Genomic DNA, 23,464 nt, shown 5'->3' on the forward strand with positions numbered 1-23,464 from the left:
AAGTAGTAATAAGTGAAGAGTTATATTCTTCGCATTTGTTTTGACATCTTTCATAATAGTTAATTTTAAAAGTTTATTAGTTGATTATTTCCTTCGCGGCTAGTTTGTTTATTAGTTAATTTTGTGCTCTTAAAAGGGAATATACCTTGATTATCATTTATTCAAAAACATACCAATTGAACCCTTTTGGAGGGATGCTTATTTTAAGTTGTATAGAGTAGTCACGTTTGACTGTGTGTACAATCGCTTTGCCATCTTTTTCTTTGACTGATACTCTATTATGCAATCCTGTGTAGTATACCGGCACTCGAATATTTCGCTCGATGGTTATCGGAAGTGGGTTGTAGACTGATAGAAATCCTTTGTGCTTTAAATTCGGATTAACGTGTAGTATGCCATCCCAATCTCTGCCATCCGGACGGCGTAGATGAATGAGGTCCGAATCCAAGATGTTGCGATGTTTTTTATAGAAAGCCACCCAGTGAGTTACCAATTGACGTGTCTCCTCCGTGTCGTATAAGCGAGGTCCTCGATAACATGCTTGTACGCCTGCACCAAATAAGTTTTGTAGTCGTATTTGGTAATGGTCTAAATGTTCGCAAAGTGGTTCAATTGTGGCTGCTTCACCACCGCCATGATACTGGGTGAGTGGAACAAACATGTATCCCATGCTAGGCGTTTTATTCCAAGTACCGTCGAATATGTTTTGACGTTCAATTACTTCTTGATATTCACGCGGTAATGACCAGTTTGTTTCTACATATCCCATCGGAACTTTATTTGAACCGGAAAGGAAATACCAATCGGGCACATTTAAATAAATACTTTCTTGCCGGCACCAGCGGTAAAAATCACGAATCATTTCCCATTGTTTCCATTGGGAGTCAAGATATCCTTTATGGCCATTGTGCTGCGTTGATGCGCAGGGATCTCCCGGATAAGAACCATCGTTCTCAAAAATGCCCATCCCCGTTTCTTTGAAAAAGTTACGTAATGTATTGAAATATGTATTCCCCCACTCCGAGGCTAAGCAAGGAGATTTTCCAAATCGACTACCTTCTTCTCGGGTAACAGCAGGTTTACCGGTTTCTCGGCTGATTGCCGCATCTTTATCTTTCGCACCTCTGCTGGCCAATAATGAATACCCCCAAGAGTGATTCCTTTGGAGGATGCGTACTCATTCAGTCGTTTCATTATACTAAGATATTCAGGTGAGTTGTTTTCGATGTTAAACCCACTGCCAAATGTCATAATGACCATTTCGAACCCTACATTTGCACATTGATCAATTGCAGACTTAACAGATTCTTCATCCGAACGCCGCACATGCATTAAAATTGGGTTTTCTTGAGTCCAGGGCGCCATCATTCTCCAAAAACGACACTCGGCAAGCCCACGGCGCTCGCTGTCAGTAGCGTCCCGGAGCATTTCGAAGGCTGTACATGACTGGAAAGTTTTACCGGGCTCTATTTCATAATTTGGTCCTATCAGGGGAGATACTTCTAAGCGCGCAGGCTTGTATTGTCCATAATAGCGTATTCCGGTTGCTTCGTATTGTGGATGGTCGAATACCCAACGGACGGCTGGGTTGTCTTTCATCGCTTCCATATCGCCTCCCATGGCGTAGTCAGTCACTACAAAGAGTTGAGTGAACCGGTCGATATAATCCCGAGGTGCATCGGTTTGTACGGGTTCCTTTTTAGGATTCTGAATATAGGTTCCGGGCTCTTGCGCTAGTATGCGGATTTCATGTGGTTCACCATAATATACTTTGGGTGCTGTTTCGGTTAATGCGAGTATTTCGGACTTGAATGACTCCAAAATCACGGCTTGTTTTCCTAGGTTTTCTACCTCAATCTGTTTAGATAGAATCGGGGCACCGTCGTATAACTCGTATATGACTTTGACAACGATCGCTTGTATTTCGGAAGGGGCTTTGGGTGCTGCTTTATACGTAAATGTAACTCTCTGGCCAGGGGCAGGCCATGAATATTGGTTTGATATCCATTCTTTCTTTGGCCGATAAGGAAAGCGTTCAATTGTAGGACCTATTTCATGGCTGGTGTAGATAAAAGCGGTATCGCAATTTTGCATCTGTTCCAGGAAGTTAAACGCTAGGAAATTCTGAACAGGTTGTTTATAGAGTCCTCCAATTGGGTACTTCTTGCCATTAATAACTACAAGGCTTCGGGGCGGATTGCGCGCAATTCGCTACAGCCAGTCATCAAATTGTCGAGTGCGATAGTTGCCACATTGGGGACAAGTGTAAAGGTGCGAGAAAGCAGACCGTTAGACATGCATAACTGCTTATTTTGAATCGTAACTTTAGCTTGGTAAGGGGCACTGTCTATTAACCAGTCTTTATTTTCAGATGCTGATGTAAGACTGAATTGTAGGACACATAACACAAATAAGGCTGGGGATATCCAATATTTCATAGCATTAATGTTTGAGGAAGAAAATAGTATTTCAAGAGTTTCTTGGAGTACTATTTTCTCCAATGTGTAAAGTTATAGTTACTTATATTTGCTCAGATTCGCTTCAGTAATCAAATGAAGGTCTTTAGGGGCATTCGGATAGCCTTTCCCATTGATCTCCGTTTTTAAATCATTAATTTGGGCCTGCGTAATTATAAATTCTTTGCTTCCATAGTCATTTAAATAAGTTGCTACCGGAGTCAGAAACCCCCATTTCTCAAAGAAGTCTAGCATATTTAGGTTAGCTATAAGACATACTTGACGTACGAAATCTAATTGGTTGAGACCTTGATTCTCTCCCTTGTCACTTGGACTTTCGTGTGTACGGAAGTATTCATATAAATCATAGTAGAAATCTCCGTTATAAAGTACATCTATCATATATAATTTAAGTTGCCAAAAGGGTACTAGTTGAGTTTCTCGTACTATGCTGTTAATATCCGGGAGGCAATGAGCACGTTTGCCCTCCACGATAAAAGCTTGGGCAGCTTCGTATATATTGCTGTAATCTCCAACAATAATTTCGTCTTTCTCATCTTTTAAAGTACAGCCATCTACCAATAGCTTACATGGTCTTCCAAATGATGTTTGTATATACAAAGACATGATGTTGTTAGTAACCTCTGTAGTACCAGCCCATTTTAGTCCCGGGCGGGTTTGGTTGCAATGACCGACTTCATGGGCAGGCCCCCAACAGCGAGCAGCAAAACGCTCAGGTACACAAAAGGGTTCTATGTAGCTGGGAGTGTACACTGTTCGATATTCTGTTGCGTTGGGGCTTGATGCCTTGTAGTCAATGCTAAAGTGCATGCGATTATTAAACATCTTCTTATATTTTATGAGTCCCATGAATTCCTGCTCTAGGTATACTAGTCGATCAAAGTTCTCAATCGTTTGGATAATATCTGTTTTTTTGTCTAAGAAGTGAGATACTTTCCAAGTGATGTGTGCATACTTTCCTAATACATCTATATCTTGGTATTGGGCATTCTCAATGATATCTTTCCAATCACTCTCTTTGTTTCTTTGGAGGTCGAAATAACCATTCACTTTGCCCATTGCGAAATGTATTTGTACCGTTTTATTTTGAATTATTTTTTTTTGTGCTTCACCTGCTTCATCCAGAAGAAGAGGTATGTCGTCTTTTGTGTGGTTTAGAATGTAAATCAGGCCATCAACTTCTGGCGTAATTTCATTGAATCCTTCTTCCAACTTGTAACTTCTAGAATTCCCATAGCCACCGTTTAAGTCTTGTATGAGCATGGAGACCTCACCATCAGCATATATCTTATCAACTATAACCGCCAGCTTTTCACCTCTTTGTGCATAAATTCCGGTTGGATTATCTCGCAAACTATATTTAGCGGTTTTATTAATTGCGGCCATAACGCTTGGATGCTGATAAGGACGATAGTCTGCCAGGCGATAGTGGGAATTGTAGTTCTCGTTCAATAGTGCAAGCCCTAATGCTCGTAGATACTCATTGGGAATCTGTTTGATTTGTTTTTCGGTGACATTAGCCTTAAGCTGTGTGCACATTGAATTGGCAAAGATCGTAGATAAGTCAAATCTGTTGGCACTTGCTTCGAAAAACTCCATTTCGGCACAGCTTACTCTGTCCTGATATGCTTTCGTTATAACAAATCGTACTTTTTGAGCGTTGACAATTCCCTCGGGCAATTTCATCGTGAACGGAGTATGTACGGCGTCTTCTCTTTTATAATCGGCTATATGAACAAATTGATCGGGATGATCTGTCGTAGATATCTCTACGGAGAACTCATTAAAAGTGCCCCATTTATTTCCGGAGTCAGTCCGAGGAGTATACACTATACTATTTAGTATATGACCACTCTCTAATTCGTATGTGATGTGAAAAGGGTAGGAAACCACTCCGTACTCTGAGTTAAAGAAAGTCTTCTTATTGCCATCATATGACATCTTTAATGTTAACGGGTTGTTGTCTGCATCCTTGGCGTTAGTTTCTTCAGAAGTAGCCACTCCGCTAAGAACTTTAATAAGTTTATCTGATGCACTAGGTGCGGGTGCTTGCTTGATCACAATGTTACACTTATGCTGCTCATCGTAGATGAGTGTTAGGGTAGTATTGCGCTCGTTTTCGGCATATGAGCGTTCAACTAGTATTGATAATTGAGAATTTTTGAGAGTGACGGTGCACCAATCTTCTCCATTGTTATTCAATGTGTACATTAGTTGAGAAACATTTATTCCCTCATTAAGGGTAAAGTTACGATTCTCTGTGCTCCCTTCATATGGAATATGCATGCTTTCTGCCGAAATGCTGATCCAATCGTCTTTAAAACCATTCTCTTCTGCCTTTTCATCACTGCACGCACTAATGGAGAGGCTTGGAAGAAATACTAATAATAGATTGAATATGCAGTGTAATACTTTTGTTTTTGTATGCTTCATAGTTATTATTAAAATATTGGATGAATATCTTATGGCTTGGAACTTTCTTTTATACGATATAGTAGAAGAAAGAAGTAACTTCCTTTCTCCTACTATATTTATTGATGTTAGTGGATTAGTCCCATAATGGATTTTGTACAATAAGTTTGCTCTTCTGCATCTCATTATAAGGTATGGGATAGAATAACATCGCTTTCTTCCATGGGAATCGGTCTTTTACAATCCGATTATAATAAGTACCTGGCCCATACTCATCTTTGAAAGAAGTCGGAATCCCTTTGTCGTTAAATGTTGCTGTCGCTTTACTGATATCCATAGATGTACGGATGATGGCTTTATCTTCATTATTCTTAATCCATTCACCTGTACTTTCACTCTTAGACCAACCTGCTTTCATCCATCGACGTATGTCAAAATAGTAGTTACCTTCGGCAAACATTTCAATAATGCGTTCGCGATGTATGGCTTCACGTTGTTTTTCTTTATTGCCAATAATATCTTTTGCTCCCGTGTCTCTAAGGGTTTTATACCCGGAAACCCCTGCACGATCGCGAACTGCATCCAGATATTTAATAATATTTTCGTCATTTGGGTTAATCTCGTTACAGACTTCGGCATAATATAAAAAGAAGTCAGCCAACCGGAAATAAATCCACGGGCGTGCCCAAGACTTTATATTTGAACCAACATTGAGCATACTACGATGGTTGAATTTGTAAAGTAGATATCCAGTCCGGGCATGCATTGTTTGATCTAGATAAGCTTTTCCTCCCAAACTGAAATAGGCTCCAAAATCTTTATAAGTGGTTTGATCTCTTTGAATATGCCAGCTCTTTCCTTCATAAGTTATATTAGCATAGAAGCGGGGCTCGCGATGAGTGTACATATTGAAAATATGCTTATCTATATGCTTAGTCGTAACAGAAGAATTGAGAGTCGTATTGGTACAAATATTTGGCCAGTTTGAGAAGCCTTCTTCGGAATATGTATTATCTTCATTAATATCCAAACCGTTTTCAGTAAAGAACATATCTACCATTTCCTGATATGTACCTACGTTTCCCATACCACCCGGAATATCTCCCGGAATCGTGCGCGCCTCCATTTTTGCAGTTGCAGATTGATAGTCATTGTTGCCATTAGCCCAAATGATCTCGTCATTATAATATTGGAATAATTCATAGATAGACATATTGGGATCATTATTTTTGATTTATATAAATGCATCCCACGTGATTCGGCAAATTGCAATAATGCTTCTAAGTGCTGTTTAGCTATTTTCCATTTATTCTCATCTTTATTGGGGAAAAGCTGTTTGCCTTCTTTATCTACTATCTTTAGTGCTTCCTCATATTCTCCATTAAATAACGGAGAAGCTGCATATACCCATAAACGAGCTCTTAAAGCTAACGCAGCAACTTTTGTCGGGCGGAGGATATTCAGTAGATCATAGTTGCTATTATCATGTTCGTAATCTTCCCCCGTTCCTTTTTTATAGTCTCAGGTAAATCGTTTTTGTATTCACCATTGATTACCTGATCAAGTAAACCATCAATGTGGTTTACCATCTCGTCAACGGATGCACGTAAGTAGTCTATTTCTTGATTTTCGGGATCTGCCACCTCTGTAATAATTGGTGTTGGTCCATATAATTCAAACATTAGAAAATAGTTGTATGCAATAAGATATGTTACATCAGCTTTCATTCGACGCATTTCTTCTTCTGAAATATAGCCGGATTGGTCTGCTGGGTCTCCTAAAGATTGGGGTGCCATCTCCAGAAAAATCATGCCTTGGCGAATTTGCTTGTAGCAATTCGCCCAACGATGAAACTGAGAGCTGCTAGTAGTAAAAGTATTTTGCCCATACTTTAACACGTTGGGATGTGCACATACAAGCTCTCCGGATAATATTGCCCATGAATTATAGAAGCCACCCTGGTTTTGAATGTCGAACCCAGACTCTGAGTAATTAGGCATTGTTGAATAGATTTCTCCATACCATCTTTTAAGATAAGAAGCTGTAGAGAAAACGGTTTCTTTATCTAGATTTTTTGAAAGTTCTTTGGAAATATCCAAATAGTCATTGCAGGAAGTTATTCCACTTACTAATGCAATGGCTATTATTGTGCGTATTATTGATTTTATATTTTTCATAACACTAACAGTTTATTATGTTTTTAAAATGTAACGTCTAGACCAAATGTCCATGTTCTGTTTATGGGATATTTTGAGCCGCTGTTACCTAGCTCTGGATCCCACATTTTGATATTATCCCACACTGCCAGATTGCTTCCCTGTACATAAATACGCAGATTCTGCATTTTCATTTTTTGGATTACCTTTTTGCTAAATTGATAACCTAATTCGAAATTCTTTAGGCGTAGAAAACTGGCTTCACGATACCACCAAGTACTATTCTCTGTATTGTTTTTATAATCATTTGTATGTAGGCGAGGATACAATACGTTGCTATTGTTAGGATCGTTTGCACTCCAATGGCTAGCGGCTTCTGCGCGTGCGGATGATTGGTCTTTACCTAGAGCAAATGGTACAAAGTAATTTGTATTGGCTTTCAAGTTAGTAGAAGCTTTGCCAACACCTTGGAAGAAAATTCCAGTGTAGAAACCTTTCCATTCAATATTTAATCCAAAACCATATACTATCTGCGGGTTGTTGGGATAAATTCCGCTATAGTAAGTCTGGTCCATGTCATTAATATAGCCATCTTCATTTAAGTCTTTGTATTTTATATCTCCGGGCTTTACTTGTGGATCATAGGTCGCGATTCCTTCTTTCAATTGATAATTATAGCTACCGTCAGCTTTTTGTGTTATATAAAAATCATTGTTGGTGAATAATCGCTCCGCTACGTAGATTTTGTTGACCCCAATAGATGTACCGGTTTGCGTGAGCCACGGGTATTGCTGTGGTATTTCATCTTTTTCTTCTATTTTGTTTTTGGCATAAGTGAAGTTGCCTCTGGCTGATAATTTCCAGTCTCCAATGTTTTGTTTTATAACAATGCTTCCATCAAAGCCTTTATTCGTTGTTGTTCCAAAATTTTGCCATGGGTTTATCCGGAAACCAGTCGCTGTTGGGATGGTGACGCGTGTGATCAAAATATCTTCTCGCTTGTTTGTAAAATAGTCAGCTGTGATATCAACCCGTCCGCGAAATAATCCTAAATCGAGACCAAAGTTTGCCTTCTTTTCTACTTCCCAACTTAAGCTAGGAGCAGCAAAGGTGTTTTCATAGATACATCCATAATTATTGGTGGCTCCTCCACCGGTTCCTGGAGTTAGTCCGAGGTAGCTATTGCCGCTATTAGTTAGTAACTCTCTGTATACGAATCGACTACTACCAGTGTTGTCATTTCCAGTTAGTCCATATGAGACCCTTAGTCGAATTTTACTAAAGATATTTGCAGTTTTTTCTTTCTGCATAAATTTTTCTGCATGTAAGTTCCAGGCTATACCTGCTGCCGGAAAGATTCCCCACCGATGTCCAGGTGCGAAATTTTCGCTACCGGTAGCACCGAAACTCGCTTCTGCAACATAGCGGCTGTCATAGGAATAAGTTCCGCGTGCGACTACATTCTGCTTGCGATAGGGTAGTAAGGATATTCCTCCGACCTCTTCAGCTCCACTTGACTTTCTGGAGCCTTGATATTGGGTTTCTTTTTGGTTATATACAACAACTCCGGATACTTCATGTATTTGTGCAAAAGTGCGATTGTAATTTAGTTGAGCTTCAATGTATATCTTCTTTGTACCATCGCTACTACTTACGCTTGCTTCTCCTAGAGGACTGCCTTCCGTCCTCAATGTCTTTATTAATTTTCCATCTTCATCCCTGCCTGATACGATGTACTTATCAGGTGACATAGAACGTTTCATGACAGAGGAGAAATCTGCATCAAAGCTGATGCTTCCTTGGATTGAAAGTCCTTTTGCTATAAAATCAAGCTTTTGTTTTAAAGTTGCCTTAGTCTGTAAAGAAGCATACCACGATTTTGAGTATCCTGAAAAGTTTAATAAATTATAAGGATTATAGCGTCCGTCTGCATCTGTTTCAGATACTGAGGCTGTCCCATCCGACCATAGCATAGGGACGAGGTGAGTTGGGAATAAAACAATGTGTTTAAATATTTGATCGGATGAGTTCCCCGGATTGTTTTTTGTTTTATATTGTCCGCTTAAATCAATTGAAAGTTGAGTGGTGGAACTTATGTCCATATCTATGTTTGATCGAAGATTGTAGCGTTTTAATCCGATATTGGCATTGTAATCGTCCAGTGGGTTGGATTTGAATATTCCATCTTCTGAGTAATATGCGCCTGAAGCAAAAAAACGAGTTTTTTCAGAGCCTCCACGAAAGTTTATGGTATAGCGTTGATTGTGCGTGTTCTTTGATAGTAAGTCGGTCCAAATAGAGTTTGGATATAGATCTGTGTCTATTCCTGAGCGATATTTTTCGAGAACATCATTGCTATATGGCTTTTCATATGTATTCCAATCGGGATTACCTGCATCATTCCAAGATGCTTCATTCCACATTGATAGGTAATCATGTGAGGACATTAATTCGGTCATTCGTGTTGGAGTAGCTACACTATATTGTGCGTTGAATGATATAATGGTTTTTTGTGCTCGTCCGCGCTTTGAAGTAATTAGAACGACTCCGTTAGCTCCCTCTGATCCATATACGGCTGTAGCTGCTGCATCTTTTAGAACTGTAAATGATTCAATTTCGTCTACATCTATGTCATTCATCTTGCGAGGAACTCCATCGACTAATACGAGTGGACTAGTTCCACCGGCATATGAACTTTGCCCACGTATCCAGAATGAAGCATCGTCATTTCCGGGCTCACCACTGCGTTGAATTGCGATAACACCTGCTACTTGACCTGCAATGATGTTTGATAAGCTTCTTGTCGGTATGGCTATTTCTGCCGGTTTTATGGAGTTTACAGATGAAACGACGCTTTCTTTTTTTTGTTGTCCATAACCAATTACTATAACATCATCTAAATTTATATTTGACTCTGCAAGTACTATATTCAATGAACTTTCTTTTCGAATCTTTTGGTCAACACTTTTGTATCCAATATAACGGAATTCTAGAGTCTCGCCTTCTTTGGCTTCAATCGAATATTTTCCATCTAGATCGGTCAAGGAACCATTGATAGTGCCTTTTACTAGTACTGTAGCACCAATTATTGGTTCGCCAAATTCATCTTTGACAATACCGGTTATTTTCTTCAAAACGCCTTTTTTACTCGCTCCAAATTCTTTTTGTGTAAGGATAATGCGTTGCCTCTGGAATTGAAATGAGATATCTGTCGGCTCAAGCATCCTGCGGATAGCTAAGCGTATTTCTTCTTTTTTTGCGTGTAGGCTTACTAGCTGTTTAATGTCTATTTCTGTGACATTATATGAAAATGTATACTCAGAAGCTTTTTCTATTTTGTCTATAGCTTCTTTTAATGGTACGTTCTCAAAAGAGAGATCAATTACTTCTGTGCCACTCTGCGCGCATAATTTTGTGACAGAAAAGCATATTATTAATAATAAGCAAATTTTAGTTTTCATAAGTATTTAAGGATTTTATTAGATACTATAATTATCGCATAAGCGATCAAATTCATTTATTACCTCATAGGCTCTAAGTTTTAAGTGGATTAATAATTCTTGTTTCTTTTACCAACCGGCATGTTCTTTCTTACTTTCGTGAGAGTCAGCGCTGCGTCTCTTTTCACTAGCATATTGCCATTCAATTTCGTCTGTGTGTTCTTGCTCATTGTGTGTTACGACGGCTTTTATTAGATTTTTTCCTTCTGTTAAGGTTATATCATCTAAAATGTAGTGTACGTTTGTATATCCTTGTCGGATACCAGTCAGTTTGTTCCCGTTAAGGTATATTTGGGGGGGCCAATGTTGGAGTAGACTGTTATAGAAGTTTGTTTCCGTTCGCGGTCAGTATTTCGTCGTTGGGTTAGGTAAAGAACGGGTTCTTTACTCCAATTTGCTTTATACCAGAAGTAAGAGTCCTTTTTGATCTTCCGGTCGAAAGTAATCAGCCCTTTCAAATTGCGCGCGGGTATACCCCCGCGACTCCACATTGGTACAGCAAAGTCAAACATATTCCATAAATAAGAAGCAATAATATAGGGATGCTTTGATATAACTCCCCATTGATATTCGTGTGTCTTGGTTTGAAATGTCTCTGGATAGAATGGCTTTCCCCAGTTTAAGGCATCTCCGAGATATTCAGTTTGGTGTTCTATATTTGCATCAGCACCATATTCTGTGAGCATAAACTTTTGCCATGGATATTTTTCTTCCAGCCCTGTTACCCATGACTCGATGTCCTGTATCTTTCTTTCATACCATCCGAAATAGCGGTTCATACCTTGAATGTCTGTGTGTTGATTTACTGGATGTTCGGCATATCCATAACCATTTACTGCTATTGTGTAGCGGTCAGGATCCTCTGTTTTAGCAAGGTCGTGGAGAGCTTGTGTCAATCCTGAAGTGTATTCGTGAGGTTTATATACCTCATTATGTAATCCCCAGATATAAATAGAAGGATGATTGAAACTCTGGCGAATCAATTCACGAAGTTGGGTCTGTGCATTTTCCGCTTCATGTCCTGTCACGCGATTAACAAAAGGTATTTCGGCCCAAATAACCAACCTAAAGAGTCGCAACGGGAATAAAGGTAGTCTGACTGTTGATAGTGGGCAAAACGAACGGTGGTTGCACCGATATCCATGATTTGCGCTAGGTCGAAGTCATGCTCTTTGCGAGTGAGCGCACTGCCTAGTTCCCACCAATCTTGATGACGAGTTACACCATACATCGGATACTTCTCGCCATTCAAATAGAAACCTTTACCGGCAATAATTTCAAATTTGCGGACACCCAATGGCTGTATGACCTCGTCTATTATTTCTTTATTTGCGATTAAACGCGAAACAATCCGGTAGAGGTAGGGATCTTTGCGTCCTTGCCATAGATGAGGCTTGATTAACTTGAAATTAGAAGTATAAATTTGAGTGCCTTGCGGAGTGAGCTCCAAGGGAAGGCGGTGAGAAGAAACTTTTTTTCCTTCTTGTGTGTAGAGCGTATTTTCTAGTATCAAGTTGGCAGGGGTAAGGCTACCGTTGTCTAGCTTTACTTTTACTGTAATGTCAGCGGACTGTTTCGAAACATTTTTTTGAGTAATATATATGCCCGGAGACGCGCAGTCGGTCACGGTTATATTATTTTGTTCAGTTGTAATAAGCCAAACTGGGCGATAAATTCCCCCATATACCCCAAATAAATTATGATTTACCGGAATAACATCCGGGCATGCGGTATTATCGGCTTTTACCATGATTTCATTCTCGGAACCAAAAACCAAAGCTGTGCCGATTTCAAAAGCAAAAGCACTATACCCTCCTTTGTGCGTGCCGACAAGTCTGCTATTGACATACACTTCAGTGTTTGAGCCTACACCTTCAAAGCGGAGGAATATACGTTTATCTTTCAACTCTTCGCCAAAGAATCTTTGCTTTTTATAATAACCTACTCCTTCATAAAAGGAAGCAGCTTTTACCTGCATGTCTTTGGCGTTCCAAGTATGAGGCAAATTCACTATCTCCCACTTTCCATTCCATTGATTAACCACTTCTGCCGGGTCCTGTGCGAAAGGGCCGCGTTTGAATAACCACCCTTCACTGAAAGGGATTACTTCTCGGGCAGTAAGCGAGCATATACCTCCGGCAAGAGTTAATAGAATGAGTATATATTTGAGTTTCATATTATAGTATCTTTCTTAATTATGTTAAGGCATCCTTATAAACGCCTTTTGTTCCTTCTGCTACCCGAATTTTAAGTTGGATTACATAAGGTTCGCCCGGATTCTTTTGGGGTACAGATACATTATATTCGTTGCGAGTTGTCTCCACAACCACTATATTTTCATTGGTTGTCAGTAGAGAGGCCTGTTCAATCGAAATTCCTTTAGGGGTTTTGACGATTAGTCTTTCGCTATAAGGCTGATTGAATACGATCATATATACCTCTCCGTTCTTTCCGCGCGTATAATATCCCCAGTCTTGTTTGTCAAATTCGGCATAATCGCAAGCATAAATAGCTTTTCCATAGCATTGCATCCATTTGCCAATAGCAGTAGCTAGTGCTTTCTCCTCCGGCCGGAAATCGCCATCAGCTTGAGGACCAAAATTTACGACCATATTGCCGCCCATAGAAACTGCATGCACAATGCGATCGATGACTTCAAACGGTGTTTTTATGTAACTCAACGACCAATCTTTGTGATATCCCCATTGGTTCTCGGTACAGTCATACACGCTTCCCAATCCCATTGTGTGACTTTAAGATCTTGCACAGGATCAGGTAGCCGACGTTCATAACCCGATTCGTAATCACCCATTAATCGTCCATTGCTATCAAAATGTCGTTTTCCCTTGTCGTCAGCACGTAAACGGCTATTAATAGTAACTCCTGGTAGCAATTCTTTCAACATTTGTTCAGCATGGGCGGTCCACCAACCGTTTTTCTTGATGCTGGCATCCCATGTACCATCAAACCAAAAGTCTTTAACTGTCGGATAACGTGCGGCCAGTTCCTTTAATTGGTTGTCTGTAAATTCTAGAAACCGACTAAAAGCGATACTGTCTTCTTGCGATTTGATGTCATAACGATAGTCGGAGTTACTCCAGTCCATAACAGAAAAATAGAAATGTACATCAATGCCTTCCTCATTATATGCTTTCACCATCTCTCCTAGCAAATCGCGTTTATAGGGAGTACTTGCTACCGTATATTTACTGTACTTACTTGGCCATAAGCAGAATCCTTCGTGGTGTTTCGTTGTGATCTTCACATACTTAGCTCCCATCTCTTTAGCCATAACGGCCCACTTCTTGGCGTCAAATTTGGTGGGATTCCATTGGCTCATTAACTGCATCCATTCATTGGAAGGTACTTTTGCCCAACTTTTTAACCATTCGGCAGCTCCGGCGTATACTTTTCCATTCCATTCTCCTCCCGGAATAGCATATAGTCCCCAATGGATGAAAACTCCCAACCTATTATCCCGGAATTTTTGCATAGCGGAATCTTGTCTTTTGCCTTCGTTGGTGGCTCCATATTTTAAATAAATTTCGGTTTTAGCTTCCTGAGCAAAGGAGAAGGAAACCATTACGGCTAATAAGGTGATTGATATGATAATTTGTTTTGTGTTTCTCATGTTGATCGAATTTATTATTTATATTAGAATGGAACATGGGCAAATTTATCGTTTATTGATCGCTTTGAAATGTCTTTTCTGTTGTAAAAGTGTATCTCTGGTTCTTTTGGAATATAAAAGCACTTATTATGGACTATTTATGTATATATTTTCATCTGAAGAAGATTCTTTATGAAATAAGGTATATGGATGATTCTATTTGTGTTTATGATACGAGTATATGCCTTTATAGTCCATAAAATATGACTGAATATTCCAGCAGGAACTAAAGTGAATGTTTTTTGTCTATATTGTATTTTATTATTATACAACTTGTCCTACTTTTACCAGATATGAGCTTAATATATAAAATAAGAATATGAAAAACCAGACTTTAATTGGCAAGCAAAAGAAAATATTTTTGTTTGTATTGGGATTATCCACTATGCTTTGGCCTTCATCAACTCAGGCCATTCCGTATGTCAATACGATGATACAAAAGCCTCAAGAGATGTAACTACAATCATTGATGCAAGGAAAATAAATCCAACGACTGTTGAGATTCTATTGCTCGATAACCAGCGTAGGACTTTGGACTTCTATGGGGAAAATATCTTTAGGGTATTTCAGGATAACTCCGGCGGAACTATCAGAGACCCAGAGGCGAAACCTGAAGCTCAAATACTAGTCGATAATCCCAGGAAGAAGATATCTAAACTCGAATTGGATGAAAATACAGACTTTGTCTTTATGACTACCGGAAAAATAAAGGTCCAACTAGACAAAAGAACATTACTGCTTAAAGTAGTCAATTTAGCAACGAATACAGTGGTACTGGAAGAAGTAGAAACACCTGTTTTCGAAAAAGATAAAGTCACGCTGACATTGAAAGAGAATTCAGAGGAATATTTCTATGGTGGTGGAGTGCAGAACGGACGGTTTTCACATAAAGGGAAATCTATTTCGATTGAAAATCAGAATAGCTGGACAGATGGGGGAGTCGCTTCTCCTACTCCGTTCTACTGGTCCACCAGTGGCTATGGAGTGATGTGGTATACGTTTAAAAAAGGAAAATATGATTTTGGTTTATCTGAACCGGGTAAGGTGAAATTATATCACGAATCGAATTATCTGGATGTCTTTTATATGATAAGCGACGGGGCTGTAGCACTGTTGAATGATTTTTATCAACTGACAGGAAATCCGGTATTACTGCCAAAATTCGGTTTCTATCAGGGACATCTCAACGCATATAACCGGGACTATTGGAAAGAAGATGAGAACGGTATTTTGTTTGAAGATGGTAAGCGTTACAAAGAGAGTCAGAAGGATAATGGAGGAATTAAAGAGTCGCTGAACGGAGAGAAAAATAATTATCAGTTCTCGGCGCGGGCTGTAATTGACCGGTATAAAAAACAGGATATGCCATTTGGCTGGTTACTATCGAACGACGGCTATGGAGCGGGGTATGGACAAACGGAAACACTGGACGGAAATATACAAAACCTGAAAGAATTAGGTGAATATGCAAGTAAAAATGGTGTGGAAATAGGTTTGTGGACACAATCGGATTTACATCCGAAAGAAGGCGTGAGTGCTTTGCTACAAAGAGATATAGTGAAAGAAGTGAGGGATGCCGGAGTTCGTGTACTTAAAACTGACGTTGCTTGGGTAGGTGCAGGCTATTCTTTCGGTTTGAACGGAGTAGCTGACGTAGGGCATATCATGTCTTACTATGGAAATGATGCCAGACCATTTATCATATCTTTGGATGGATGGGCCGGTACACAACGCTATGCTGGGATATGATCGGGCGACCAGACAGGTGGTGTCTGGGAGTATATCCGCTTTCATATTCCTACTTATATTGGCTCCGGGCTGTCCGGGCAACCGAATATTACCTCCGATGTGGATGGTATCTTTGGGGGTAAGAATCTGCAGGTCAACACTCGTGATTTCCAGTGGAAGACATTTACTCCTATGGAACTGAATATGGACGGGTGGGGATCGAATGAGAAATATCCGCATGCGTTGGGAGAACCGGGTACATCTATCAATCGCTGGTATCTGAAGCTGAAATCGGAACTTATGCCGTATACTTATAGCATTGCAGAGGAAGCTGTAAGTGGTATGCCGATGATAAGAGCCATGTTCCTCGAATGCCCCAATGCCTATACTTGGAGTGCGGCTACACAATATCAATATATGTACGGTCCGTACTTTCTTGTTGCTCCTATTTATCAGGCGACTCAAACGGACGAAGCCGGTAATGATATCCGTGATGGTATCTATTTGCCTGAAGGTTCTTGGATTGATTACTTTACGGGAGAAAAATACGAGGGAAACTGTATACTCAATAATTTTGCTGCTCCCCTTTGGAAACTTCCGATATTTGTAAAGAACGGAGCAATTATTCCATTGACAAACCCTAATAACAATGTTAGTGAAATAAATGACGGAGTTCGAATTTATGAGATTTACCCGTATGGTAAGAGTGCTTTTACCGAATATGATGACGATGGAATCTCTGAATCGTATAAGCGAGGTGAAGGCGTTAAAACGGATATTGAATCAATTGTTGATAATAAGAATAATGTCACTGTCACTATTCATCCGACTAAAGGCAGTTTTGTGGGTTTTGTGAAAGAGAAGACTACTGAATTTAGGATCAATGTCACTGCTCAACCGAAGAGAATAACTGCGCAAGTAGGAGGAAGAAAAGTGAAATTGACAAATGTGGCATCGCGAGATGCGTATATTGAAGGCGAGAATGTGTATTTCTACGATAAAACTCCTAATCTGAATAAATTTGCCACACCAGGGAGTGAGTTTGAGAAGAAGGTGGTTACCAAAAATCCTCAGTTGCTGGTGAAATTAGGAGCAGAAGATGTCACAGCATCTGCAACGACCTTGCGTATAGAGGGCTTTCGGTTTACTCCGGAAGACAGACATCGGATAACCGCTGGAGCCTTGTCTGCTCCTGTGGCTCAAGTCACTACTGATTATATAGAAGCTTATACGCTGAAGCCAACCTGGAATCAGGTTGCTGATGCCGACTTCTACGAGATTGATTTTGAAGGTATGCTTTATACTACGATTAAGCATACGGAATTAGTCTTTAAAGATTTAACACCTGAAACGTCTTATTCATTTAAGATGCGTGCAGTCAATAAAACAGGCACTTCTGATTGGACAGAATTCAGCGCAATAACCAAATCCGATCCGCTTGAGTTTGCTATTCGTGATATCAAAGTTGAATCAACTGCAGCTTCTCAAGGGAGAGATGGAATAAAGCGTTTGGTTGATTTTGTAGAATCGGGGGATGTATGGCATACGAAGTACGGAGAAAAAGCAGTTCCGTTCGAATTAACACTCGATCTGGTTCGAGTTAGCCAATTGGATAAATTCCATTATTTACCTCGTACGGATGCCGGCAATGGAACTTTACTGAAAGGAAAGGTGGCCTATAGCATGAACAGAGAAGAGTGGATAGAGGCGGGTGCCTTCGAGTGGCAACGTAACGGTGATGTCAAGGTATTCAGCTTTGCCAATCAGCCTACGGCTCGTTATATCAGGTTGTCTGTTACGGAGGCTGTTGGCAATTATGGCTCCGGCAGAGAGATTTATGTATTCAAGGTTCCCGGAACAGAAAGTTATCTTCAAGGAGACATCAACTTTGATGGTAAGATTGATGGTAATGACTTGACATCTTATACAAACTATACGGGGCTGCGAAAGGGCGATTCTGATTTTGAAGGTTATATCAGCAATGGAGATATTAATAAGAATGGCTTGATCGATGCTTATGATATCTCGGTTGTTGCTACACAACTTGAAGGTGGTGTAGGTACCCGTGGAACAGAAAAAGTAAACGGTGCTGTTGAAATCAGTACTTCCAAGAAAATCTATGCCAAGGATGAGCTTATTGAAATAGAGGTGAAAGGCATTGATCTCAGTGCTGTCAATGCCCTGAGTTTTGCTTTGCCCTATGATCAGCAAGCTTATGAATTCGCGGGTGTCGAATTACAGCATATGGGTGAAATGGAAAATCTCACGTATGACCGTCTGCATAGTAACGGCTTAAAATCTTTGTATCCTACCTTTATTAATGTGGGAAATAAAAAGACGCTTGAAGGAACTACTAACCTATTTGTCTTGAAGTTCAAGGCAAAGCGGAAACTCACCTTCGACCTGAAGTTAGTGGATGGTTTATTAGTAGATAAGAAACTTAATACGCATAAGTTGTAAAGCTTGACATCGCTGTCATGTAATTGAATTGCATTATGAAGAAAAAACTGTTAACTCTCATCTTGTGTATGAGCTATTTATGTGCGATCAATGCACAGTCGTTTAGTAAGTCTGAAGTAAAACAGTCCATGCGTCGGGTAGCCGACTGGCAGATTGCCCATTATAATAAGGCTATTTACGGCGATCTTAACTGGGTGAATGCTACTTTTTATTTGGGACTTGCCCATTGGGCGGCAGTGGCCGAGCAGACAGATCAGGATGATTCCTATTATAAATGGTTGTTGCGTCTTGGAAATCGCAATTACTGGCAGGTCGATCAGCGGATGTATCATGCAGACGATATCTGCATTTCTCAGGCTTATCTCTATCTGTACGAAAAGTATAAGAGAAAAGGCATGCTTATTCCCACGTTGGCACGTGCCGAATGGGTGGCTACACACCCTTCTTCGGGGTCTTTTAGACTTGACTACTCGGATGGCAGTACGTTAGAACGCTGGACCTGGTGTGATGCGCTTTTTATGGCCCCTCCTGTTTATATGAAACTTTATAATATAACGGGTGATAAGAAGTTTATCCGTTTCATGGATAAAGAATATAAGGCCACTTACGATTATTTATTTGATAAAGACGAAAACCTTTTCTATCGCGACCACCGCTATTTTACAATGAAGGAGGCCAATGGGGCTAAGGTTTTCTGGGGACGTGGGAATGGTTGGGTTCTCGGAGCTCGTAGAGATCTTGCGAGAACTTCCTGCCAAGAGTAAATATCGTCCGTTTTATGAAGAGTTATTTAAAAAGCTGTGTCATCGCATTGCCGGTTTGCAGAGTAGTGATGGCTTCTGGCATGCGAGTCTGTTGGATCCGGCTTCCTATCCGTCACCCGAAACTAGCGGTAGTGGTTTCTTCGTGTATGCTTTAGCTTATGGCATTAACGAAGGGTTATTGCCTGCGGAGAAAATGCTTCCGGTTGTTGACAAAGGGTGGAAAGCATTGCTTTCAGCAGTAGAGGAAGATGGGAAGCTGGGATATGTACAGCCGATTGGTGCCGATCCTAAAAAGGTGACTCGCCAAATGACCGAAGTCTATGGACCGGGAGCCTTCTTATTGGCGGGAACAGAGATCTACCGGATGGCGCAGGATGCACCGAGGGAGCATACAAATATCTCACCGATACGTGTTCGAGAGATAGCAGAGATGTTATCAGACAAACCACAAGGCATTGGTGTTTCCTATAAAGATCGCACATTTTGGGAGAAGGTCAAGCAGAGTGATGATGTGCAACAATTGCTTTTGGAAGAGGCGCCTTTATTGCTTAAGAAGGGGATGCCTCCGTTTGTTGATTCGTTATACCTGCATTTGAATAAGACTAATATTCGCTTGCCGGGAGAGGACATGATGAATGCCCGGTATCAATATCTGTTTAGGCTTACGTTAGCCGAATGTGTGGAAAACAAAAGACGTTATGTTCGTGCCATTGAGGAAGCGTTGATAGCACTATGTAATCAGAAATCCTGGTCTATTCCCGCTCATGATCGGAACCTGAATAACTATAAGGGGACTGATTACTATGTAGATTTAGTTGTGGCTACGGCTGGAAATGGCATAGCTCAATGTGTTGCCATGCTTGACGACCGCTTGTCCCCCGAAGTGAAAGCACGTGTTCAGTGCGCCTTCCGTGAAAAGATGTTTCGTCCGGTTTACCGCAGTCTGGAAGAGACAAAGCCGTTTGGCTGGTTTACGGTAACCAACAATTGGAACTCTGTTTGTTTAGCTGGTGTTACGGGAGCGGCACTTACCCTACTGCCTGACAAGGAAGAACGGGCTTATTTCATTGCTGCAGCGGAAAAGTATAACGTATATGGAATGAAAGGCTATGCCGATGATGGCTATTGCAGTGAAGGGGTAGGTTATTATAATTACGGTTTCCGCGCCTATATTTTATTGCGTGAGGAGGTTTGCCGTGCAACGCAGGGGAAGATTGATTTTTTCCGTAATTCAAAGTTTGTTCGCATTGCTCAATATGGGAAGAAGATACAAATAGTTAATGGAATTTGTCCCGCTTACTCCGATTGTCGAATAGCTTATCGCCGGATAAGTCTATCATCGATTATTGTGATCAGGCACTTGGCATTGTTTCTTCCAAAGAGCAATCGACCTTTCCCGTAGGAGAGAATTTCTCTCTTCAGCTACTTGAATTCTTCCCTATTCAGGCTTGGAAGATAGAAAAGAATGATGAGATTCGACAAGCTCTGCAAGATGAATCAGACCTACTTCGGGCTTATTACAATCAAGCAGATGTTCTTATTGCTCGTCCGGCCGAAGGTACTTCCTGTCGCTTGGCTATTTCGGCCAAAGGAGGTAATAACGCCGAAAGTCATAATCACAATGACATCGGTTCTTATGCGGTTGTTTTAGGTGACCGAACGATGGCAGGAGACCAAGGTGGTCCTTTCTCCTATCCGGGTGATTATTTTGATTCCGGTGCTCCTGAGAAATATAAGATTAAAGGCTCATTCGGGCATCCGGTTCCGCTAGTCGACGGCGTAACCCAGTCTACAGGTATCAAAGCAAAAGGTGTTGTGTTGAAGAAAGAATTTACAAATGAAAAAGATGTATTTAGCATTGATCTTACTTCAGCTTATTCTACCCCCAATTTAGATAAGCTTACTCGTACTTTCGTTTACGAACGCCAAGGTGCAGGCAATTTTAGTGTCAATGATGAATTTACAGCGAAAGTTCCTATTCGATTCGAAACAGCCGTTACAACACAAACTAATTGGAGTATTTTAGACGACACACATCTTTTGCTTACTACTGAAACAGAACAGATGGTTATTTCTATTGAAGCTTCCGGTGCAGTTAAGTTTACGCATGAAGTGATTGAGGTAAACTCACCGGCTTATACACGTATTGGAATCGTACTCAAAGATCAGGCAAGAACCGGATATATTCGGTTGTCCATGTCTGCAAAGTGAGTTTGGTCTTGATAAAGAAAATCTATGATTATAAGTCGAATGCAATAGCTGTTGCTGGTAACAGCTATTGTCCCGGCTTGGTGATAAGTCGTACGACAAACCAGGCGTGATAGAGGAGGGTGCTTATCCAACCGTAGTGTTTGGCCATGATGCGGAAGCGTTCCTTTAAAGATGCTTTCCGGTTTTGTGTTGTCATTCCTTCCTCCAGATAATCGATAATTGTCAGATGCGTATTGTGCGTGGCATGCGCTTTCTTGAGTATGCGGATACACCAGTCAAAGTCGGCTGAATACCGGTAGTGTAGATTGTAGGGCTCAACAAGTGTACGTCGGGGGAAAAAAGCTTGGTGGCATACAAGCATCCCCTTTCTAAAATCCTTCCAGGTCAGGGTTTCCGGAGCTGATAGGCGGCGCATACGCAGGAAGTGCCCGTTCGTGTCGACAATGGCGGTTTCTCCGTAAAGAACATCCGGGAGATCGTTACGGCGGAGTGTATACACCATCTGTTGTAGCGTGTGGTCTTCATGGAAACAATCGCCTGCATTGAGAAAGCAGAGGTAGTCGCCGGTAGCCAGGGAAATGGCTTTGTTCATCGCATCGTATAAACCTTTATCCGGTTCGCTCACCACCTTGTCTATTTGTGCCCGATATTTTTCAACGATGCCCAAGGTGCCATCCACTGAGGCCCCGTCTACAATGATGTACTCTATATGTCGATAGGTTTGCGAAATAACACTTTGAATGGTTTCTTCCAGAACCTTTTCCGCATTGTAGGTGACTGTGATAATTGAAAATGTAGGCGTAGGGTGGTTGTTATGCATGCTTCCCCGTTATTTTGTTGTAAAGGTCCGTATACTTCTTGGCAATAACACTCTCCGAGTAGTTAGTCGCCACTTTGCGATGGGCTTGCTCGGATAATTCAGGATAACCCGGGTCTGTCAACACCCAATGTATGCCCGTGGCTAAGTCTTTCGACGATTTATATTCTGCCACGTAGCCATTGTGCAAGTGATCTATCATTTCGGGGATGCCACCTGTGTTAAATCCGACACAAGGAGTTCCGCAAGCCATGGACTCCATCACCATATTAGGCAGATTGTCTTCGAGAGATGGGAGCACAAACAGATCGACTGCATTGTAGATGTCAACCAATACGTGCTCGTCCTTTACATAGTCCAGCGGATAGACTTTGAAAGGAAGCAAGTCTTGTATTTGTTGAGACTCGTTGCCAAATACGACGACTCCTAAAGACTCCTTTAGTTCCGGATGCTTGTCGGCCAACAGTTTGCATGCTTCGACTAGATAGTCTACCCCTTTGCGTTTGTCGGTGATTTTAACGGATCCGAATAGAATCAATTTTTGATTTAGTGGCAGTTGGCACTTAACACGAGCCTCGTTCTTGTTTCCGGGTCTGAACAAGTTGGTGTTGATTGGATTCGGAATACTTACTAGCGAGTGTTCGGTAAGCAGGGAACTAATCTGCGCTTTCTCTTTAAGCCAACGGCTGCAAGTGACGAAATTAATGCGGGATATGTTGTATATCTTTCTCTTCTTTCGAAAAATTCGATTGGAAAGGTCCTTCTTACCGCCTCCTCCATAAATAAAGGGGCAGTGATGGCACTCATCGCTATAATGATCGCAGTCGTAGGCATAGTGGCAGATACCTGTGCAAGGCCACATATCGTGCATGGTCCATACAACCGGTTTGCCGGATTCCAGAATCTTGCGAATATGCTTTAGCGATAACATTCCTTGGTTGATCCAATGCAGGTGAATGACGTCAGCCTGTTGAAATTCGGGAAGAGAGGTTATATCAGTGCCGGTATTAGCTATGTCGACCAAGAAAAGGTTGTTCTTATGAAAACGGTTGGCTTTCCAGATCACGATCCGTTCCCATACAAATTTCCAAATTTGTGTCCATCCCTGTTTTAAACCGACCACACTGATTTTGTCGGTCTGCTTGTCGCGTACCAGCATCTTCGCCTTAATGCCGTTGTCCTTTAATGCCTCCATCAATCTACTGGCGGCAACAGCGGCCCCGCCTGTGCGTTCGGACGTATTGATAATAAGTACCCTCATAGCCTGTT

9 protein-coding genes and 4 pseudogenes are annotated in these 23,464 nt (G+C 41.0%); 3 read left to right on the forward strand and 10 right to left on the reverse strand.

What is annotated here, in order from left to right:
* Positions 1-157: 157 nt before the first annotated feature.
* The 8 genes and pseudogenes from JCM10512_RS23515 to JCM10512_RS06005 all read right to left on the reverse strand — a co-directional run bounded on the left by JCM10512_RS23515 (position 158) and on the right by JCM10512_RS06005 (position 14,128).
* Positions 158-967, reverse strand: a complete 810-nt coding sequence (locus tag JCM10512_RS23515) for a hypothetical protein (RefSeq protein ID WP_244436960.1) — start codon at positions 965-967, stop codon at positions 158-160.
* 59 nt (positions 968-1,026) lie between these two features.
* Positions 1,027-2,094 (reverse strand): hypothetical protein, encoded by a 1,068-nt coding sequence (locus JCM10512_RS23520; protein ID WP_244436962.1) that lies wholly within the window; start codon positions 2,092-2,094, stop codon positions 1,027-1,029.
* 422 nt (positions 2,095-2,516) lie between these two features.
* Positions 2,517-4,910, reverse strand: a complete 2,394-nt coding sequence (locus JCM10512_RS05985) for a M60 family metallopeptidase (protein WP_052517120.1) — start codon at positions 4,908-4,910, stop codon at positions 2,517-2,519.
* A gap of 115 nt (positions 4,911-5,025) precedes the next feature.
* Entirely contained in the window at positions 5,026-6,102 is a 1,077-nt protein-coding gene (locus JCM10512_RS23525; protein ID WP_244436963.1) for a RagB/SusD family nutrient uptake outer membrane protein, read from the reverse strand.
* A 247-nt stretch (positions 6,103-6,349) separates the two neighbouring features.
* Positions 6,350-7,066, reverse strand: coding sequence for a RagB/SusD family nutrient uptake outer membrane protein (locus tag JCM10512_RS23530; protein ID WP_244436965.1), 717 nt, complete (start codon positions 7,064-7,066; stop codon positions 6,350-6,352).
* 23 nt (positions 7,067-7,089) lie between these two features.
* Positions 7,090-10,506 (reverse strand): TonB-dependent receptor, encoded by a 3,417-nt coding sequence (locus JCM10512_RS05995; protein WP_044161370.1) that lies wholly within the window; start codon positions 10,504-10,506, stop codon positions 7,090-7,092.
* Positions 10,507-10,614: 108 nt separating this feature from the next.
* Positions 10,615-12,721 (reverse strand): annotated as a pseudogene (locus JCM10512_RS06000) (glycoside hydrolase family 2 protein).
* Positions 12,722-12,740: 19 nt separating this feature from the next.
* Positions 12,741-14,128 (reverse strand): annotated as a pseudogene (locus tag JCM10512_RS06005) (alpha-L-fucosidase).
* 406 nt (positions 14,129-14,534) lie between these two features.
* Here JCM10512_RS06005 and JCM10512_RS06010 point away from each other — a divergent pair.
* The 3 genes and pseudogenes from JCM10512_RS06010 (at position 14,535) to JCM10512_RS23540 (ending at position 21,378) form a co-directional block, all read left to right on the forward strand.
* Positions 14,535-18,403, forward strand: a pseudogene (locus JCM10512_RS06010) (TIM-barrel domain-containing protein).
* Positions 18,404-18,438: 35 nt separating this feature from the next.
* A pseudogene (locus JCM10512_RS23535) lies at positions 18,439-19,540 on the forward strand (glycoside hydrolase family 88/105 protein); the annotation flags it as partial.
* A 932-nt stretch (positions 19,541-20,472) separates the two neighbouring features.
* Complete coding sequence (locus JCM10512_RS23540; protein WP_244436966.1) at positions 20,473-21,378, forward strand: heparinase II/III family protein; 906 nt, start codon at positions 20,473-20,475, stop codon at positions 21,376-21,378.
* A gap of 64 nt (positions 21,379-21,442) precedes the next feature.
* Here JCM10512_RS23540 and JCM10512_RS06025 read toward each other — a convergent pair whose 3' ends face one another.
* Together JCM10512_RS06025 and JCM10512_RS06030 are read right to left on the reverse strand one after the other, a co-directional pair.
* Positions 21,443-22,198, reverse strand: coding sequence for a glycosyltransferase family 2 protein (locus tag JCM10512_RS06025; RefSeq protein ID WP_044161372.1), 756 nt, complete (start codon positions 22,196-22,198; stop codon positions 21,443-21,445).
* Positions 22,191-23,456 (reverse strand): glycosyltransferase family 4 protein, encoded by a 1,266-nt coding sequence (locus tag JCM10512_RS06030; protein ID WP_044161374.1) that lies wholly within the window; start codon positions 23,454-23,456, stop codon positions 22,191-22,193. Before JCM10512_RS06030 ends, JCM10512_RS06025 begins: the two co-directional genes overlap by 8 nt.
* Positions 23,457-23,464 lie beyond the last annotated feature (8 nt).

The sequence above is a fragment of the Bacteroides reticulotermitis JCM 10512 genome (genome assembly GCF_000517545.1).
GTDB lineage: Bacteria > Bacteroidota > Bacteroidia > Bacteroidales > Bacteroidaceae > Bacteroides > Bacteroides reticulotermitis.

Excerpts from the sequence above, each read along its gene's own strand:
- JCM10512_RS23515 (WP_244436960.1), bottom strand. The coding sequence starts at position 967 with ATGGGCATTTTTGAGAACGATGGTTCTTATCCGGGAGATCCCTGCGCA.
- JCM10512_RS23520 (WP_244436962.1), bottom strand. The coding sequence starts at position 2,094 with ATGCAAAATTGCGATACCGCTTTTATCTACACCAGCCATGAAATAGGT.
- JCM10512_RS05985 (WP_052517120.1), bottom strand. The coding sequence starts at position 4,910 with ATGAAGCATACAAAAACAAAAGTATTACACTGCATATTCAATCTATTA.
- JCM10512_RS23525 (WP_244436963.1), bottom strand. The coding sequence starts at position 6,102 with ATGTCTATCTATGAATTATTCCAATATTATAATGACGAGATCATTTGG.
- JCM10512_RS23530 (WP_244436965.1), bottom strand. The coding sequence starts at position 7,066 with ATGAAAAATATAAAATCAATAATACGCACAATAATAGCCATTGCATTA.
- JCM10512_RS05995 (WP_044161370.1), bottom strand. The coding sequence starts at position 10,506 with ATGAAAACTAAAATTTGCTTATTATTAATAATATGCTTTTCTGTCACA.
- JCM10512_RS06025 (WP_044161372.1), bottom strand. The coding sequence starts at position 22,198 with ATGCATAACAACCACCCTACGCCTACATTTTCAATTATCACAGTCACC.
- JCM10512_RS06030 (WP_044161374.1), bottom strand. The coding sequence starts at position 23,456 with ATGAGGGTACTTATTATCAATACGTCCGAACGCACAGGCGGGGCCGCT.